General features: G+C 60.2%; 16 protein-coding genes. 3 read left to right on the top strand and 13 right to left on the bottom strand.

Annotated features, from left to right (window positions below; translation table 11 throughout):
• Positions 1-33: 33 nt before the first annotated feature.
• Both P7C00_RS27775 and pilV read right to left on the bottom strand, forming a co-directional pair.
• Positions 34-744 (bottom strand): pilus assembly protein PilW, encoded by a 711-nt coding sequence (locus P7C00_RS27775; RefSeq protein WP_346635994.1) that lies wholly within the window; start codon positions 742-744, stop codon positions 34-36.
• Complete coding sequence (pilV, locus tag P7C00_RS27780) at positions 741-1184, bottom strand: type IV pilus modification protein PilV (RefSeq protein WP_404937699.1); 444 nt, start codon at positions 1182-1184, stop codon at positions 741-743. The genes P7C00_RS27775 and pilV overlap by 4 nt, the downstream gene beginning before the upstream one ends.
• A gap of 398 nt (positions 1185-1582) precedes the next feature.
• On the opposite strand from pilV, the gene P7C00_RS27785 reads away from it, so the two are divergent.
• The gene (locus tag P7C00_RS27785) at positions 1583-2107 is read left to right on the top strand and encodes a GspH/FimT family protein (RefSeq protein ID WP_346635992.1); all 525 of its coding nucleotides are present in this window, start codon (positions 1583-1585) and stop codon (positions 2105-2107) included.
• On the opposite strand, the gene ispH is transcribed toward P7C00_RS27785, so the two are convergent.
• The 6 genes from ispH to murJ all read right to left on the bottom strand — a co-directional run bounded on the left by ispH (position 2108) and on the right by murJ (position 9565).
• Positions 2108-3055: a 4-hydroxy-3-methylbut-2-enyl diphosphate reductase gene (gene ispH, locus P7C00_RS27790; RefSeq protein ID WP_102865452.1), complete on the bottom strand. Its 948-nt coding sequence runs from the start codon at positions 3053-3055 to the stop codon at positions 2108-2110. It lies immediately after the preceding gene.
• Positions 3056-3158: 103 nt separating this feature from the next.
• Complete coding sequence (fkpB, locus tag P7C00_RS27795; RefSeq protein ID WP_123724475.1) at positions 3159-3611, bottom strand: FKBP-type peptidyl-prolyl cis-trans isomerase; 453 nt, start codon at positions 3609-3611, stop codon at positions 3159-3161.
• Positions 3604-4116: a signal peptidase II gene (gene lspA / locus P7C00_RS27800; RefSeq protein WP_123724474.1), complete on the bottom strand. Its 513-nt coding sequence runs from the start codon at positions 4114-4116 to the stop codon at positions 3604-3606. The genes fkpB and lspA overlap by 8 nt, the downstream gene beginning before the upstream one ends.
• Complete coding sequence (gene ileS, locus P7C00_RS27805; protein WP_346635991.1) at positions 4109-6940, bottom strand: isoleucine--tRNA ligase; 2832 nt, start codon at positions 6938-6940, stop codon at positions 4109-4111. Before ileS ends, lspA begins: the two co-directional genes overlap by 8 nt.
• Positions 6941-6953: 13 nt before the next feature.
• The gene (gene ribF, locus P7C00_RS27810) at positions 6954-7898 is read right to left on the bottom strand and encodes a bifunctional riboflavin kinase/FAD synthetase (RefSeq protein WP_346635990.1); all 945 of its coding nucleotides are present in this window, start codon (positions 7896-7898) and stop codon (positions 6954-6956) included.
• 128 nt (positions 7899-8026) lie between these two features.
• On the bottom strand, positions 8027-9565 hold the full coding sequence (gene murJ, locus P7C00_RS27815) for a murein biosynthesis integral membrane protein MurJ (protein ID WP_346635989.1): 1539 nt from the start codon (positions 9563-9565) through the stop codon (positions 8027-8029).
• Between the two features lie 251 nt (positions 9566-9816).
• Between murJ and rpsT the strand changes: the two genes are divergently transcribed.
• The gene (gene rpsT, locus P7C00_RS27820) at positions 9817-10095 is read left to right on the top strand and encodes a 30S ribosomal protein S20 (RefSeq protein WP_016967023.1); all 279 of its coding nucleotides are present in this window, start codon (positions 9817-9819) and stop codon (positions 10093-10095) included.
• A gap of 112 nt (positions 10096-10207) precedes the next feature.
• On the opposite strand, the gene P7C00_RS27825 is transcribed toward rpsT, so the two are convergent.
• From P7C00_RS27825 to rplU, 5 genes are all read right to left on the bottom strand, one after another.
• The gene (locus P7C00_RS27825) at positions 10208-10669 is read right to left on the bottom strand and encodes a CreA family protein (RefSeq protein ID WP_346635988.1); all 462 of its coding nucleotides are present in this window, start codon (positions 10667-10669) and stop codon (positions 10208-10210) included.
• 19 nt (positions 10670-10688) lie between these two features.
• Positions 10689-11807, bottom strand: a complete 1119-nt coding sequence (gene proB / locus P7C00_RS27830) for a glutamate 5-kinase (RefSeq protein WP_404937700.1) — start codon at positions 11805-11807, stop codon at positions 10689-10691.
• A gap of 184 nt (positions 11808-11991) precedes the next feature.
• Complete coding sequence (cgtA, locus tag P7C00_RS27835) at positions 11992-13215, bottom strand: Obg family GTPase CgtA (protein WP_123724470.1); 1224 nt, start codon at positions 13213-13215, stop codon at positions 11992-11994.
• 194 nt (positions 13216-13409) lie between these two features.
• Positions 13410-13667 carry a 50S ribosomal protein L27 gene (gene rpmA, locus P7C00_RS27840; protein ID WP_003228360.1) on the bottom strand — a complete coding sequence of 86 codons (258 nt, stop codon included), beginning with the start codon at positions 13665-13667 and terminating at the stop codon, positions 13410-13412.
• Positions 13668-13702: 35 nt separating this feature from the next.
• On the bottom strand, positions 13703-14014 hold the full coding sequence (gene rplU / locus P7C00_RS27845) for a 50S ribosomal protein L21 (RefSeq protein ID WP_007924746.1): 312 nt from the start codon (positions 14012-14014) through the stop codon (positions 13703-13705).
• Positions 14015-14277: 263 nt separating this feature from the next.
• Here rplU and P7C00_RS27850 point away from each other — a divergent pair, with 263 nt between their 5' ends.
• Entirely contained in the window at positions 14278-15246 is a 969-nt protein-coding gene (locus P7C00_RS27850) for a polyprenyl synthetase family protein (protein WP_123724469.1), read from the top strand.
• Positions 15247-15297: the final 51 nt, after the last annotated feature.

The following is a 15297-nucleotide window of genomic DNA, read 5'->3' on the forward strand; positions in this document are numbered from 1 at the left end:
CCCTGGAGCGCCCTGCTCCATTGACGCCAGGCATCAGGGCAACCTGTTACGCAAGGCCGCCACTAGCGTAAAGCGCTGTGGACGCACACGCTTCTGGGGATCAGCCAAGATCAGTTGCAGCCGCACGCTGCGGATACGTGCTGGATCTACCGGGTTGCGGCTGTAGCTGGAGGCGGCATTATCCGTTGCGGTACGGGCCATGCCGAAACTAACATCGAAGGCCTCGACATTATCCAACAGCACCGCCTGCTGCCTGCCCAAGCCGCTGCCCAGCATTAGTTGATGGTCCTGGAAGCTATAGAAAAGCCGACGCAAGGCCAGGACCTGTTGCCCGCTACCCCCTTGATGAGCCCCCGAATAGACCACGGCGCTGCGCCGACAGTCGGTGACCAGGCTCCAGGTCGGCGCCCCACCATCATCACCGATGTCGGCGGTGACCAAGGTCAGCTTGCGCTCGACATTGCTCCACTGAATCGGGGTGGCTGCGTAGCGGGAAAACTCCTTTGCCGTACTGCGATCACTGACGGTGCGCAGGCAACCGAAAAGTCCCGTCATGCGAATTTCCTGGAGCATCTTGCTCAGAACAAAACGCGCATCCTCCTGCAGGTAGGCCGAGGCGTTCTGGCTAAGGTAAGTAGCCTTTGCCGCGATAAATACCTGAGCCACACCCAGCACCAGTACCAGGCTCAAAGCCAGTGCCAGCATTATCTCCACCAGGCCAAAACCATGGCTGCCCGACCTCATCGAACACCTCCCGAATCCACGGCCACACGGCTGCTGAGCACCAGACTGCGCTCACTCTCCGGATGACCCTCGGCCCGGGAATCGTCCCACGTGATGCGGATGGTGTAGACCTGCTGGTTGACACCGATACTGCCCTTGGCGCTCGGGCCACCGAAGTTCGCCACGTTGCCGGCAAAATCATGCAGGTCCTGATCCCGCACATTGCCCGGGCTGCCCACGGTGGGCGTGACAACACCATAGTCGGCCGCCGCATTGGCACGGATCCGGTCAAGCATGTCGTAGGCGATAAAGCTGGCCTGGGTGCTCATTCGTGAACTGTCGGTGTACTGCAGGGCCTTGATCTGGACCGCGGCAGCCCCCAGCAGCCCCACCGAGAGAATCAACAGCGCCACCAGCACCTCGATCAGGGTCATGCCATCCTGTGCATGCCGCTCCCTCATCTTTCAGTCTCCGTCACACCCCTCGGTCCATGGAGGCAACCACCGATAGCCGATGAAGCGGGATCGTGTGAGCCCGCAGAAACGATGGAAGCCAATGCCCTCGACTTCAAAGGTTAGTGCCAGAGTCAGCCCCGGGCTGCCTCCCGGAACAACCCGCAATACATTGCCCCCTGCCCCCTTGCCGACAACCCACGCCCTTGAGACACAGGCGCAACGGCCCAGGCGCCGAGCAGCTTCAACGGCTTGAAACCCTTTGTACGCAAATACACCACCCGCCCTGGAACAGGCATCGGCTATAACGGGCTGCGACTCGATCCATCCCAGAAAGGCGCTTTGATCATGTGCTCAGCGCCTACGCACGGATAGCGTGAAAGCCTCATCTCCAGGGAGGAGACACCATGCATGAAAAGGGCTTCAGCCTGATTGAACTGCTGACCGCGCTGGCCTTGCTGGCACTTTTGCTGCCGCTGTCCACGGCTGCGCTCAGTGAACTATTGCGTACCAATCGACAGCAGGACGCGGCGCAGGTACTCGCCAGCGGCCTGCGCAATGCACGGGCGGCGGCCATCCTGTATCAGCGCACCGCGCTGATACACAGCCTGAACGACGACTGGAGCCAGGGCTGGCGCGTCATTCTGGATGTCAGTGGCAAGGGTTTGGAGGACCCGAAGAATCCGCTGCTGATCGAACGCCAGAGCGGTGGGCAAGTGCTGATTGTGGGCAACCGTCCGGTACAGCACTTCGTGCGTTTCAGTGCCCAGGGCAATCCGTTGCTACCGAGTGGCGCTTTCCAGGCCGGCACCTTGCATATCTGCCAGGCCGACCAGGAACACAGTCGCCATCAAGTGGTGCTGTCGCGCAGCGGGCGGGTCAGCCTGCGCAGCGAAACCGCTGAGCAGGCCCTTTGCGCGGGAGTGGGCTGATCAGAGCAGGGAACGAACCCGCAGCTCTTTGGGCATGGAGAAGGTGATGTTCTCTTCGCGACCGGCCAACTCGTCGGCACCCGTGGCGCCCCAGGCCTGCAACTGCTGGATCACCCCACGCACCAGGACTTCCGGCGCCGAAGCCCCCGCGGTGATACCGATGCGTTCGACACCATCGAACCAGCTGCGCTGCAGGTCCTCGGCACCGTCGATCAGGTAGGCGGGAGTGGCCATGCGCTCGGCCAGCTCGCGCAAGCGGTTGGAGTTCGAACTGTTGGGACTGCCCACCACCAGCACGACATCGCACTCGTCGGCCAGTTGCTTGACCGCATCCTGACGGTTTTGCGTGGCGTAGCAGATATCGTCCTTGCGCGGCCCGCCGATGGCCGGGAAACGCGTGCGCAGGGCATCGATCACCCGGCTGGTGTCGTCCATGGACAAGGTGGTCTGGGTCACGAACGCCAGGCGCTCGGGGTTCTGCACCTGCAGCTCGGCTACATCCTTTTCGTCTTCCACCAGGTAGATGGCGCCGCCGTTGCTGGCGTCGTACTGTCCCATGGTGCCTTCGACTTCAGGGTGGCCGGCGTGTCCGATGAGGATGCACTCACGACCGTCGCGGCTGTAGCGCGCCACCTCGATATGCACCTTGGTTACCAAAGGGCAAGTGGCATCGAACACCTTGAGACCGCGGCCGGCGGCTTCGCTGCGCACCGCCTGGGAGACACCGTGGGCGCTGAAGATGACGATGACGTCGTCCGGCACCTGCTCCAGCTCTTCGACGAAGATCGCGCCACGATTGCGCAGATCCTCCACGACAAATTTGTTGTGCACCACTTCATGCCGGACGTAGATCGGCGGCCCGAAGACTTCCAGGGCGCGATTGACGATTTCAATCGCCCGGTCCACACCGGCGCAGAAGCCACGGGGGTTGGCGAGTTTGATTTGCATGCTGTGCCTCGTGTCTTGCGCGCAAGAAGTTAGATCGTTGTAGACAGCCGATCGCCGGCAAGCCGGCTCCTACAGAATAGGGCACGGCATGCCAGCGATACGGTTAAAGCGCTTTGACGTCGATGATTTCCACGTCGAAGGTCAAGGTCTTGCCGGCCAGCGGGTGGTTGAAGTCGACGGTGACTTGAGCATCATCGAAGGCTTTGACCACACCCGGCAACTCAGTGTTCGCCGCGTCATTGAAGATCACCAGCAAACCTTCCGACAACTCCATGTCCTGGAACTGCGAACGCGGGATGACCTGCACGTTCTGCGGGTTGGGCTGGCCAAAGGCGTTTTCCGGCTCAATCGTCAGGTTGCGCTTGTCACCGGCCTTGAAGCCGAACAGCGCCGCCTCGAAACCAGGGAGCAGGTTGCCATCGCCAACCTTGAAGGTCGCCGGGGCCTTGTCGAAAGTGCTGTCTACGGTATCGCCGTTCTCCAGGCGCAATGCGAAGTGCAAAGTGACTTCCGTGTTCTGACCGATGCGTTGCTCAGTCAATACCTGTTCAGTCATGAACGGCTTCTCCGGTTTTCTTGCTCTTGAACATATCCAGGGCCAGCATCACTGCACCAACAGTGATAGCACTGTCGGCGAAGTTGAATGCCGGGAAGTACCAGCGGTTCTGCCAGTGCACCAGGATGAAATCGATCACATGGCCCAGGGCAATGCGGTCATACAGGTTGCCCAGGGCACCGCCCAGCACCAGGGCCAGGGCGATGGCCAGCCAGGTTTCGTTACGCCCCAGGCGCTTGAGCCAGACCACCAGCACCGCGCTGACCACGATCGCGATCAGGGCGAACAGCCAGCGCTGCCAGCCGGAGCTGTCCGCAAGGAAGCTGAAGGCTGCACCGGTGTTATAGGCCAGGGTCCAGCTGAAGTACTCAGGGATCACCACGATCTGCTGGTACATGGTCAGCGAACTTTCGAAGTGCAGCTTGCTGACCTGGTCAATGACCAGGACCAGCACGCTCAACCACAGCCAGCCCAAACGGCCAAAACGGCCTGCGGCGTTAGGCATAGTGACGAACCTCGCCCGAACCGCTGATGTTATCCACACAACGACCGCAGATTTCCGGGTGCTCAGGGTTCACGCCGACGTCTTCACGGCAGTGCCAGCAACGGGCGCACTTAGGGAAGGCCGACTTGACGACTTTGAGCTTGAGGCCTGGTACTTCGGTAGCCACGGCGTCTGCTGGTGCCTGGGCAAACGGTGCCAGGCTGGCGGTCGAGGTGATCAGTACGAAACGCAGCTCGTTGCTCAGTTTGGCCAAGTCGGCGGTCAGGCCATCCTCGGCAAACAGGGTGACTTCGGCTTGCAGGTTGCCACCGACGGCCTTGGCCGCACGCTGAACTTCCAGCTCCTTGTTCACCGCTACCTTGACCGCCATCACGCCTTCCCAATACTCGCGGCCCAGCTCGAAGTCGGCCGGCAGTTCGGTCAGGCCTTCGTACCAGGTGTTGAGCATCACAGACTCGTTGCGCTCGCCCGGCAGGTATTCCCACAGCTCGTCGGCGGTGAAGGCCAGGATCGGAGCGATCCAGCGCACCAGCGCTTCAGAGATGTGATACAGCGCGGTCTGCGCCGAACGACGTGCCTTGCTGTTGGCGCCGGTGGTGTACTGGCGGTCCTTGATGATGTCGAGGTAGAAACCACCCAACTCCTGCACGCAGAAGTTGTGGATCTTCGAGTACACGTTCCAGAAGCGGTATTCGCCGTAGTGCTCCTGCAACTCGCGCTGCAGCAACAGGGTACGGTCCACGGCCCAACGGTCCAGGGCAAGCATGTCCTCGGCCGGCAGGATGTCAGTGGCCGGGTTGAAGCCGGTCAGGTTCGACAGCAGGAAGCGTGCGGTATTGCGGATACGGCGGTAGGCGTCGGCGCTACGGGCCAGGATCTGGTCCGACACGGCGATTTCGCCCGAGTAATCGGTCGAAGCTACCCACAGACGCATGATGTCGGCGCCCAAGGTGTCGTTGATCTTTTTCGGCTCGATCACGTTCTTCAGCGACTTGGACATCTTGCGGCCCGTCTCGTCGACGGTGAAACCGTGGGTCAGCAGTTCGCGGTACGGCGCGTGGTTGTCGATGGCACAACCGGTCAGCAGCGAAGAGTGGAACCAGCCGCGGTGTTGGTCAGAGCCTTCCAGGTACAGGTCGGCACGTGGGCCGTTCACGTGGCCCATCGGGTGCGATCCGCGCAGCACGTGCCAGTGAGTGGTGCCGGAATCGAACCACACGTCGAGGGTGTCGCTGATCTTGTCGTACAGCGGCGCTTCGTCGCCCAGCAGCTCGGCGGCATCCAGCTTGAACCAGGCTTCGATGCCTTCCTGCTCAACACGCTGAGCCACTTCTTCCATCAGCTCGACAGTGCGTGGGTGCAGCTCGCCGCTTTCCTTGTTCAGGAAGAACGGGATCGGCACGCCCCAATTGCGCTGGCGGGAAATGCACCAGTCCGGACGGTTGGCGATCATCGAATGCAGGCGCGCCTGCCCCCAGGCCGGGACGAACTTGGTGTCTTCGATCGCTTTGAGCGAGCGCGCACGCAGGGTGTCTCCGCTGACTGGCTCTTTGTCCATGCCGATGAACCACTGCGCGGTGGCACGGTAGATCAACGGACTCTTGTGACGCCAGCAGTGCATGTAGCTGTGCTTGATAGTGTCGGATTGCACCAGTGCACCGACTTCGCGCAGCTTCTCGATGATCGACGGGTCGGCCTTGAAGATGAACTGGCCGCCGAAGAACTCCAGCGAAGGCGCGTAAACACCATTGCTCTGCACCGGGTTGATGATGTCGTCATTCACCATGCCGTACTTCTTGCAGATGACAAAGTCATCCACGCCGTAGGCGGGCGAGCAGTGAACAATGCCGGTGCCCGAACCCAGCTCCACGTAGTCAGCCAGGTACACCGGCGACAGACGGTCATAGAACGGGTGACGGAAGTTGATCAGTTCCAGCGCGGTACCGGTAGTGGTGGCGATCACCGAACCTTGCAGTTCGTAGCGAGCCAGGCACGCCTCGACCATCTCCTCGGCCAGCAACAGCAGGCGATCGCCGACGTCCACCAGGGCGTAGGTGAATTCCGGGTGCACGTTCAGCGCCTGGTTGGCCGGGATGGTCCATGGGGTGGTGGTCCAGATGACGATGGCGGCCGGCTTGGGCAGGCTTGCCAGACCAAAGGCCTCAGCCAGCTTTACGTCGTCAGCGACCGGGAAGGCCACGTCGATGGTCGAGGACTTCTTGTCTTCGTACTCGACTTCCGCTTCGGCCAAGGCCGAACCGCAGTCGAAGCACCAGTTCACAGGCTTGAGGCCCTTGAACACGAAACCGCCCTTGACGATTTCGGCCAAGGCGCGGATTTCACCGGCCTCGTTCTTGAAGTTCATGGTCTTGTAGGGGTTGTCCCACTCGCCCAAAACGCCCAGACGGATGAATTCGGACTTCTGCCCCTCGATCTGTTCGGTGGCGTAGGCACGGCACAGTTCGCGGGTTTTATCCGCGCCCAGGTTCTTGCCGTAGGTCACTTCGACTTTGTGCTCGATCGGCAGGCCGTGGCAGTCCCAGCCCGGAACATAAGGCGCGTCGAAACCCGACAGGGTTTTCGAGCGCAGGATCATGTCCTTGAGAATTTTGTTCAGCGCATGACCGATGTGAATCGTGCCGTTGGCATAAGGAGGGCCGTCGTGCAGGACGAATTTCGGACGATCCTTGCCAATCTCGCGCAACTTTCCGTACAGGCCAATGCTGTCCCAACGCTGCAGAATCTGTGGTTCGCGCTGAGGCAGGCCGGCCTTCATTGGGAAGGCGGTGTCCGGAAGGTTTAACGTGGCTTTATAGTCGGTCATTTAAGGCTCTTCATTAGCGATTGGCGCTATGGATACGTGCCACTTGGGCACGGGCGGCGGCAACATCCGCATTGATCGCCGTCTTCAACGCCTCCAGGGAGGCGAAACGCTGCTCTTCACGCAGCTTGTGGTGGAAAACCACCGTCAAACGCCGGTCATACAGATCGCCGGCAAAATCTAAAAGATGGACTTCCAGGTGGGCCTTGCCATCACCTGCGACCGTGGGCCGCACGCCGATATTGGCGACGCCGGGCCAGGTCTTGCCGTCGATCTCGACACTCACCAGGTACACCCCGGAAAGCGGCACGCGACGGCGTTTCAACTGCACATTGGCCGTGGGCGTTCCCAGCTGGCGCGCCAGTTTCTGGCCGTGCAGTACCCGACCGGCAATCCGGTACGGACGGCCCAGCAGACGCTCGGCCAGATCGAAATCGGCAGCGGCCAGGGCATTACGAACCTGGGTGCTGCTGACGCGCAGGCCATCGAGTTCGACGGTCTGCGCCGCCTCGACGGTAAAACCGTGGGTCGCGCCGGCCTGCTGCAGGAAGTCGAAATCGCCGACCCGGTCGCAACCGAAGCGGAAGTCATCACCCACTTCCAGGTGCTGTACACCGAGGCCGTCTACCAGGATTCGCTCGACAAATTCGCTGGCGCTGAGCTTGCTCAGGCGCTGGTTGAAGGCCAGGCATAACACCCGGTCGACACCGGCATCAGCCAGCAACTGCAGCTTGTCACGCAGGCGGGCCAGACGCGCCGGGGCCGTCTCGGGGGCAAAGAACTCCCGCGGCTGGGGCTCGAAAATCACCACGCAGCTGGGCACGCCCAACTCGAGCGCACGTTCACGCAGCCGGCCCAGGATAGCCTGGTGACCACGGTGAACACCGTCAAAGTTGCCAATAGTGGCGACGCAGCCCCGATGCTGGGGGCGCAGATTGTGGAGGCCTCGAACCAGCTGCATAACGCGCTTCTTGCTCATAAAGTGGTCGATTATAACCACACCCGGCGGCCGACGACAGGCAGCACCGCACCCAATGTGGTTGAACCGACAAAACCGATGTCTGCCCTGCCCTGGTAGCTAAACAGCCGTCAGTTCAAGGCCTTGCGATTGAAGTCGCGCAAACGGAAGCCCAGCAGTGCCAACATGCCGAAATACGCCACCACCCCAGCCACCACTAGCATGCCCAGGCGCAGAAAACGCTGGAGCATGTGGCCCTGGTCCCAAGCCGGCATGAAGTGCATCAGGCCCAGCAATACCGCGGACATGACGGCTACCGCCAGCAGCAACTTCAAGGTGAATCCCCCCCAGCCGGGTTGCGGCTGGAACATCTGCTGCTTGCGCAACTGATAGAACAGAAGACCGGCATTGATACATGCCCCGGCACTGATGGCCAGAGCCAGGCCCGCATGCTTCAAGGGACCGATAAACGCCAGGTTGAGCAGTTGGGTGACGATCAGCGTAAAGATGGCGATCTTCACCGGCGTGCGAATGTTCTGCTGCGCATAGAACCCCGGCGCCAGCACCTTGATCACAATGATCCCCAGCAAACCTACGGCGTAAGCCACCAGGGCACGCTGGGTCATGGACGCGTCGAAAGCGCTGAATTCACCGTACTGAAACAGTGACACGGTCAGCGGCTCGGCGAGGATGCCCAGCGCCAGGGAGCACGGCAACACCAGGATGAAACACAGGCGCAGGCCCCAATCGAGAATCCGCGAATACTCTTGACGGTCCTTGCTAGCGTAGGTTTTGGCCAGGGTCGGCAGCAGAATGGTGCCCAGCGCCACCCCCAGCACACCGGACGGCAACTCCATCAGGCGGTCGGCGTAATACATCCAGGACACCGAACCGGCCACCAGAAAGGAGGCGAAGATAGTGTTGATAATCAGCGAAATCTGGCTCACCGAGACCCCGAGGATCGCCGGCAACATTTGCTTCAGCACCCGCCAGACGCCGGTATCACGCAAATTCAGGCGTGGCAGCACCAGCATGCCGATCTTCTTCAGATGCGGCAGTTGATAGAGCAACTGCGCCAGGCCACCGGCCAGCACCGCCCAACCCAGGGCCATGACCGGCGGATCGAAGTAAGGCGTCAGGAACACCGCAAAGATGATCATGCTGACGTTGAGCAGGGTCGGCACGAACGCCGGCACCGAGAAGCGATTCCAGGTATTGAGAATCGCCCCGGCCAGGGAAGACAGCGAGATCAGCAATATATAAGGAAAGGTCACCCGGAGCAGATCGGAGGTCAGGGCAAATTTTTCCGGGGAGTCGACAAAACCCGGCGCCGTCGCCCAGATCACCCAGGGTGCAGCGATGATGCCCAGGGCAGTGACCAGGGCCAGGACCAGGGTCAGTAAGCCCGAGACATAGGCAATGAAGGTTCGAGTCGCCTCCTCCCCCTGCTGACTCTTGTACTCCGCCAGAATCGGCACGAAGGCTTGGGAAAAGGCCCCCTCGGCAAAGATTCGCCGCAACAGGTTGGGCAACTTGAAGGCAATGAAGAAGGCATCCGTAGCCATCCCGGCGCCGAACGTGCGCGCGATGATGGTATCGCGGACAAACCCCAGTACCCTGGAAAGCATCGTGATAGAGCTGACCGCGGCCAATGACTTGAGCAGGTTCATGAAAAGGTTGTTTGCCTGTAGATAAACAGCAGGCGAAAAGACGCCCACTTATGCGATACTCCGCGCCGCAACAGCACAGAGCCAAAGCTCGCGAGTTTACAGGTCAAGCGCCGGAAATAAATATCCCGCCTCTTCAGATCGACCACTCAGCGGAACGCATCAGCTGCCCTTGACAAGACTTCAACTCATCGGCATGATTCGCGGCCTATTTTGTTTGCTATTTCCCAAAAAGTCTTTCGAGGAGCTCGACGGTGGCCAACACACCTTCCGCCAAAAAACGTGCAAAACAGGCTGAGAAGCGTCGCAGCCACAACGCCAGCCTGCGTTCCATGGTTCGTACCTACATCAAGAACGTAGTTAAGGCCATCGACGCCAAAGACGCTGCTAAAGCGCAAGCTGCTTATGTTCTGGCAGTGCCAGTTATCGACCGTATGGCCGATAAAGGCATCATCCACAAGAACAAAGCTGCTCGCCATAAAGGTCGTCTGAATGGCCACATCAAGGCTCTGAACCTTGCTGCTGCAGCCTAAGCGACACGCTTGTTAAAAAACCGACCCAAGGGTCGGTTTTTTATTGCCTGCAATTTACCCCACCACAACAAGCCAGCCCCCAACAGGAGCCGGCTCGCCAGCGCTCAACAGATCACTGATGAGGCCAAGGCAGAATCGGGATCGCCGTTACCGCATTCTGCGGACTACCCTCGATCACACGATCGCTATAAACCAGATACACCAGGGTGTTGCGCTTCTTATCGAGGAAGCGCACCACCTGCATGGTCTTGAACACTAGCGAGGTGCGCTCCTTGAAGACCTCATCACCATCCTTGAGCTCACCCTTGAACGCGATCGGCCCCACCTGACGACAGGCAATGGACGCCTCGGCACGATCCTCCGCCAAGCCCAGCCCACCCTTGAGACCACCCGTCTTGGCTCGCGACAGATAACAAGTCACACCATCCACCTTGGGATCATCGAAAGCCTCGACCACGATCCGGTCGTTCGGCCCGACAAATTTGAACACCGTGGACACCTGACCAATTTCCTCGGCCGACACCATGAGCGGCATCGCCAAGAGCAGACCCAACAATCCTTTTGCTATGCGCATTCGCTTTTCCTTAGGTCACTTACACCAGAATCAGGTTATCGCGGTGAACCAATTCCGGCTCAGCCATATAACCCAGGACACCGACAATCGCATCAGAGGGCTGACCGATGATTTTCTGCGCCTCAAGCGCACTGTAGTTGGCCAGGCCACGGGCAATTTCACTCCCATCAGGCGCCACGCACACCACCATTTCGCCGCGACGGAAACCACCCTGGACCTGCTTGACCCCCACCGGCAACAGACTCTTGTTGCCCTGAGACAGGGCCGACACAGCCCCCTCATCCAGCACCAGGGTACCGCGGGTTTGCAGATGCCCGGCAAGCCACTGCTTGCGCGCCGCCAACATGCCACGCTCCGGCGACAGCAGGGTACCAATGCGCTCCCCCGCCTTCAGGCGATCCAGTACCCGCTCCAGACGCCCACCAACAATAATGGTGTGCGCCCCGGAGCGCGCCGCCAGCCGCGCCGCTCGCAGCTTGGTTTGCATACCGCCACGCCCCAACGCCCCACCGGTACCACCAGCCACGGCGTCCAGCGCCGGATCATCGGCCCGCGCCTCGTAAATCAGCTGCGCATCGGGATTGTTGCGCGGATCGGCATCGAACATCCCATCGCGATCAGTGAGGATTACCAGCAGGTCAGCCTCCACTAGATTGGCCACCAGCGCCGCCAGGGTGTCGTTATCGCCGAAGCGGATTTCATCGGTCACCACGGTGTCATTTTCATTGATCACCGGAATCACCTTGAGCTCCACCAGCGCCCGCAGGGTACTGCGAGCATTGAGGTAACGCTTACGGTCCGACAGGTCGTCATGGGTCAGGAGAATTTGCGCCGTATGCCGACCATGCTCGGCAAAGCTCGACTCCCAGGCCTGCACCAGACCCATCTGGCCGATAGCCGCAGCCGCCTGCAGCTCATGCATCGCACTCGGTCGTGCGGTCCAGCCAAGGCGACTCATTCCGGCCGCCACGGCGCCCGAAGAGACCAGTACCAATTCGACACCGGCCTCATGCAAGGCCACCATCTGCTCGACCCACACGCCCATTGCCGCGCGATCCAGTCCTTTGCCGTCCGCCGTCAGCAGTGCACTGCCGATCTTAACGACCCAGCGCTGCGCACCCGTCACCTTGCTCCGCATCTTATTCAACCTTTGCCAGCGAGCGGCGCGACCGAGCGCCACTCATGGGGTTATTCGTATTTAAGCCTTGCAGATACCAAAACGCCGCTCGAATGAGCGGCGCCTTGGGAGCTGGCTGGCAGCGATGATAACACCGCGCCCGCCCAGATAAACCGTGTTCGCGGGCGAGCCCGCACCCACAGGATCAGTCGCGGACGTAGATGATTTCCGGGCCGTCCTCGTCATCCACATCTTCTTCATCCCAATCATCGTCGCCGATGTCGTGGACACTCTTGACGCCGCTGCGGCGCAGGGCACGCTGATCATCCAGCGCTTGCAACTGGGCACGCGCCTCATCTTCGATGCGCTGATCCAGCTCAGCCAACTCATCGGCGTAGGCCGGGTCAGCTGCCAGGCGATCAGCACGATCTTCCAGATAACGCATGATGTCGCGACTCAGACGCTCGGTACCATCCTTGGAGATGGCCGAAATCACATACACCGGGCCAGTCCACTCCAGGCGATCAACGATCTCCTTGACGCGCTCCTCGTGCTCCTCCTCAAGGATCTGGTCGCTCTTGTTCAGCACCAGCCAGCGCTCACGCTCAGCCAGAGACGGACTGAACTTGACCAATTCATTGACAATCACTTCAGCCGCATCCGCCGGACTGCTTTCATCCAGCGGCGCCATGTCCACCAGGTGCAGCAGGATGCGTGTACGCGCCAAGTGCTTGAGGAAGCGAATCCCCAGGCCAGCACCATCGGAAGCCCCTTCGATCAGACCAGGAATATCGGCGATCACGAAACTCTTCCAGCGGTCGACACTGACCACGCCCAGGTTTGGCACCAGCGTGGTGAACGGGTAGTCGGCCACTTTCGGCTTGGCGGCGGAAACCGAGCGAATGAAGGTACTTTTACCGGCATTCGGTAAACCCAACAGACCGACGTCCGCCAACACCTTCAATTCCAGCTTGAGATCACGCTGCTCACCCGGTTTGCCCGGCGTGGTCTGTCGTGGCGCACGGTTGGTACTGGACTTGAACCGGGTGTTACCCAGGCCGTGCCAGCCACCCTGCACCACCATCAGACGCTGACCAGCCTTGGTCAGGTCGCCGATGACTTCCTGAGTACCGGCATCAATGATGGTGGTACCAACCGGAACTCGCAGCTCCAGATCCTCACCCTTCTTGCCGGTGCAGTCGGTGCTGCCACCGTTGGAGCCGCGCTCGGCATCGAAGTGCCGGGTATAACGGTAGTCCACCAGGGTGTTGAGGTTTTCGTCGGCAACCATGTAGATCGAGCCACCGTCACCACCATCACCGCCGTTGGGGCCACCGTTCTCGATGAATTTTTCCCGACGGAAACTCATGCAGCCATTGCCGCCGTCGCCAGCTTTTACTCGAATCGAAACTTCATCAACAAACTTCATGATCAAACGCCTCTCGCCGCACGGGCGAGCTGAAGAAACCAAGACATAAGACTCTTGCAAAAATGAGCGCAGCGACCTCAATCAACGACCGAAACATCCAACGCTGGCAGCTCGTACAAACAGTTTTGCAAGAGACTCATCCCACAAACGAAAAAGCCCCGTCGCGAGACAGGGCTTTTCCAGCGATCGCGCAATTAAGCTGCGACGACGCTCACGTAACGACGACCGAAGGCGCCTTTTACTTCAAACTTGATCACGCCTTCGATTTTCGCGAACAGGGTGTGATCTTTACCCATGCCAACGCCGTAGCCAGCGTGGAATTGGGTGCCGCGCTGACGCACGATGATGTTGCCGGCCTTGATGACCTGGCCGCCATACATCTTCACGCCAAGGCGTTTGGCTTCTGAGTCGCGACCGTTACGAGTACTACCACCAGCTTTTTTGTGTGCCATGAGTTCAATTCTCCTAGTGAGGAATTAGGCTGAAATTAAGCCTGAATACCGGTGATTTTGATCTCGGTGAACCACTGGCGGTGGCCCATACGCTTCATGTGGTGCTTACGGCGACGGAACTTGATGATGCGGACTTTATCGTGACGACCTTGGGAGATCACTTCAGCCTTGACGGTTGCGCCAGCAACAACAGGTGCACCGATGTTCACGTCGTCGCCATTGGCAACCAACAGAACGCGGTCAAAAGTCACGGATTCGCCAGTGGCGATTTCCAGTTTTTCGATCTTCAGGTATTCACCTTCAGCGACCTTGTATTGCTTACCGCCGGTAACGATTACTGCGTACATGGTATTTCTCCGATAATCCTGCTCACCCAGCTCTTTATAAGAAGAGGTATTGGCTGGCATGGCTGCATGGGGCTGGAACGGCCCAAGTGCAATTGCGTAAGGCAGGTGCTGCCCAGGAAGTTCAGGGTGCGCGATTGTACGCAAGGCACAATAGCGATGCAAGTGCCGTTCAGGCGGCGCGGAGTCCCGCCAGGACCGCGCCTTGACACCTGCGGACGCGGGTCCTAGCATGCCGCGCAACCCTTCTGGAGCACCTGTCGCTGATGCAACCCCAAGCTTTCTACCGCGCGGTGGCGGACGATTTTAGCGCCGTCGACGGCATCATCAAGAAACAGCTGACTTCCCGAGTGCCGCTGGTTTCAAAAATCGGCGACTACATCACTTCGGCCGGAGGCAAGCGCCTGCGTCCTTTATTAGTGCTGCTGTGTGGCAAGGCACTGGGGCGCGAAGGCGACGATTTGCGCCTGCTGGCTGCCACCATCGAGTTCCTGCACACCGCCACCCTGCTGCATGACGATGTAGTCGACATGTCCGGCATGCGCCGTGGCCGCTCGACCGCCAACGCCATGTGGGGCAATGCGCCCAGCGTGCTGGTGGGAGACTTCCTGTACTCTCGCTCGTTCGAAATGATGGTCGAACTCGGCTCGATGCCAGTCATGCGCATCCTGTCCCAGGCCACGCGGATCATCGCCGAAGGCGAAGTCCTGCAACTGTCCAAGGTACGCGACGCCAGCACCACCGAAGAAACCTATATGGAAGTCATCCGCGGCAAGACCGCGATGCTCTTCGAAGCCTCAACCCACAGCGCTGCCGCCCTGGCCGGTGCCACAGCGGAACAGGCTGAAGCCCTGCGCACCTTCGGCGATCACCTGGGCGTAGCCTTCCAACTGGTGGACGACCTGCTGGACTACCGTGGCGACGCCGAAACCCTGGGCAAGAACGTGGGTGACGATCTGGCGGAAGGCAAACCCACCCTGCCGCTGATCTACACCATGCGCGAAGGCACCCCAGAGCAAGCAGCTCTGGTTCGCCAGGCCATTCAGAAAGGCGGTATCGAAGACCTGGAAAGCATCCGTGCAGCCGTTGAAGCCTCGGGCTCCCTGGACTACACCGCACAGCTGGCCCGCGACTATGTCGCTCGTGCCATCACTTGCCTGGAAGCCCTGCCTCCCAGCGAATATCGCGATGCCCTGGTGGAGCTCAGTGAATTTGCGGTCGCCCGCACCCACTGACAGCCTCGGCTCCTACTGACCCGTAGGAGCCGGGCCACCGACGAAACTCCC

The organism is Pseudomonas sp. JDS08PS003, from assembly GCF_045013505.1.
GTDB lineage: Bacteria > Pseudomonadota > Gammaproteobacteria > Pseudomonadales > Pseudomonadaceae > Aquipseudomonas > Aquipseudomonas protegens_B.

What these genes read in the sequence shown, in the direction of transcription:
- murJ (WP_346635989.1), bottom strand. Translation starts at nt 9,565, where the DNA reads ATGAACCTGCTCAAGTCATTGGCCGCGGTCAGCTCTATCACGATGCTT.
- rpmA (WP_003228360.1), bottom strand. Translation starts at nt 13,667, where the DNA reads ATGGCACACAAAAAAGCTGGTGGTAGTACTCGTAACGGTCGCGACTCA.
- fkpB (WP_123724475.1), bottom strand. Translation starts at nt 3,611, where the DNA reads ATGACTGAACAGGTATTGACTGAGCAACGCATCGGTCAGAACACGGAA.
- cgtA (WP_123724470.1), bottom strand. Translation starts at nt 13,215, where the DNA reads ATGAAGTTTGTTGATGAAGTTTCGATTCGAGTAAAAGCTGGCGACGGC.
- P7C00_RS27825 (WP_346635988.1), bottom strand. Translation starts at nt 10,669, where the DNA reads ATGCGCATAGCAAAAGGATTGTTGGGTCTGCTCTTGGCGATGCCGCTC.
- ispH (WP_102865452.1), bottom strand. Translation starts at nt 3,055, where the DNA reads ATGCAAATCAAACTCGCCAACCCCCGTGGCTTCTGCGCCGGTGTGGAC.
- pilV (WP_404937699.1), bottom strand. Translation starts at nt 1,184, where the DNA reads ATGAGGGAGCGGCATGCACAGGATGGCATGACCCTGATCGAGGTGCTG.
- P7C00_RS27850 (WP_123724469.1), top strand. Translation starts at nt 14,278, where the DNA reads ATGCAACCCCAAGCTTTCTACCGCGCGGTGGCGGACGATTTTAGCGCC.
- ileS (WP_346635991.1), bottom strand. Translation starts at nt 6,940, where the DNA reads ATGACCGACTATAAAGCCACGTTAAACCTTCCGGACACCGCCTTCCCA.
- proB (WP_404937700.1), bottom strand. Translation starts at nt 11,807, where the DNA reads ATGCGGAGCAAGGTGACGGGTGCGCAGCGCTGGGTCGTTAAGATCGGC.
- P7C00_RS27775 (WP_346635994.1), bottom strand. Translation starts at nt 744, where the DNA reads ATGAGGTCGGGCAGCCATGGTTTTGGCCTGGTGGAGATAATGCTGGCA.
- ribF (WP_346635990.1), bottom strand. Translation starts at nt 7,898, where the DNA reads ATGCAGCTGGTTCGAGGCCTCCACAATCTGCGCCCCCAGCATCGGGGC.
- rplU (WP_007924746.1), bottom strand. Translation starts at nt 14,014, where the DNA reads ATGTACGCAGTAATCGTTACCGGCGGTAAGCAATACAAGGTCGCTGAA.
- lspA (WP_123724474.1), bottom strand. Translation starts at nt 4,116, where the DNA reads ATGCCTAACGCCGCAGGCCGTTTTGGCCGTTTGGGCTGGCTGTGGTTG.
- P7C00_RS27785 (WP_346635992.1), top strand. Translation starts at nt 1,583, where the DNA reads ATGCATGAAAAGGGCTTCAGCCTGATTGAACTGCTGACCGCGCTGGCC.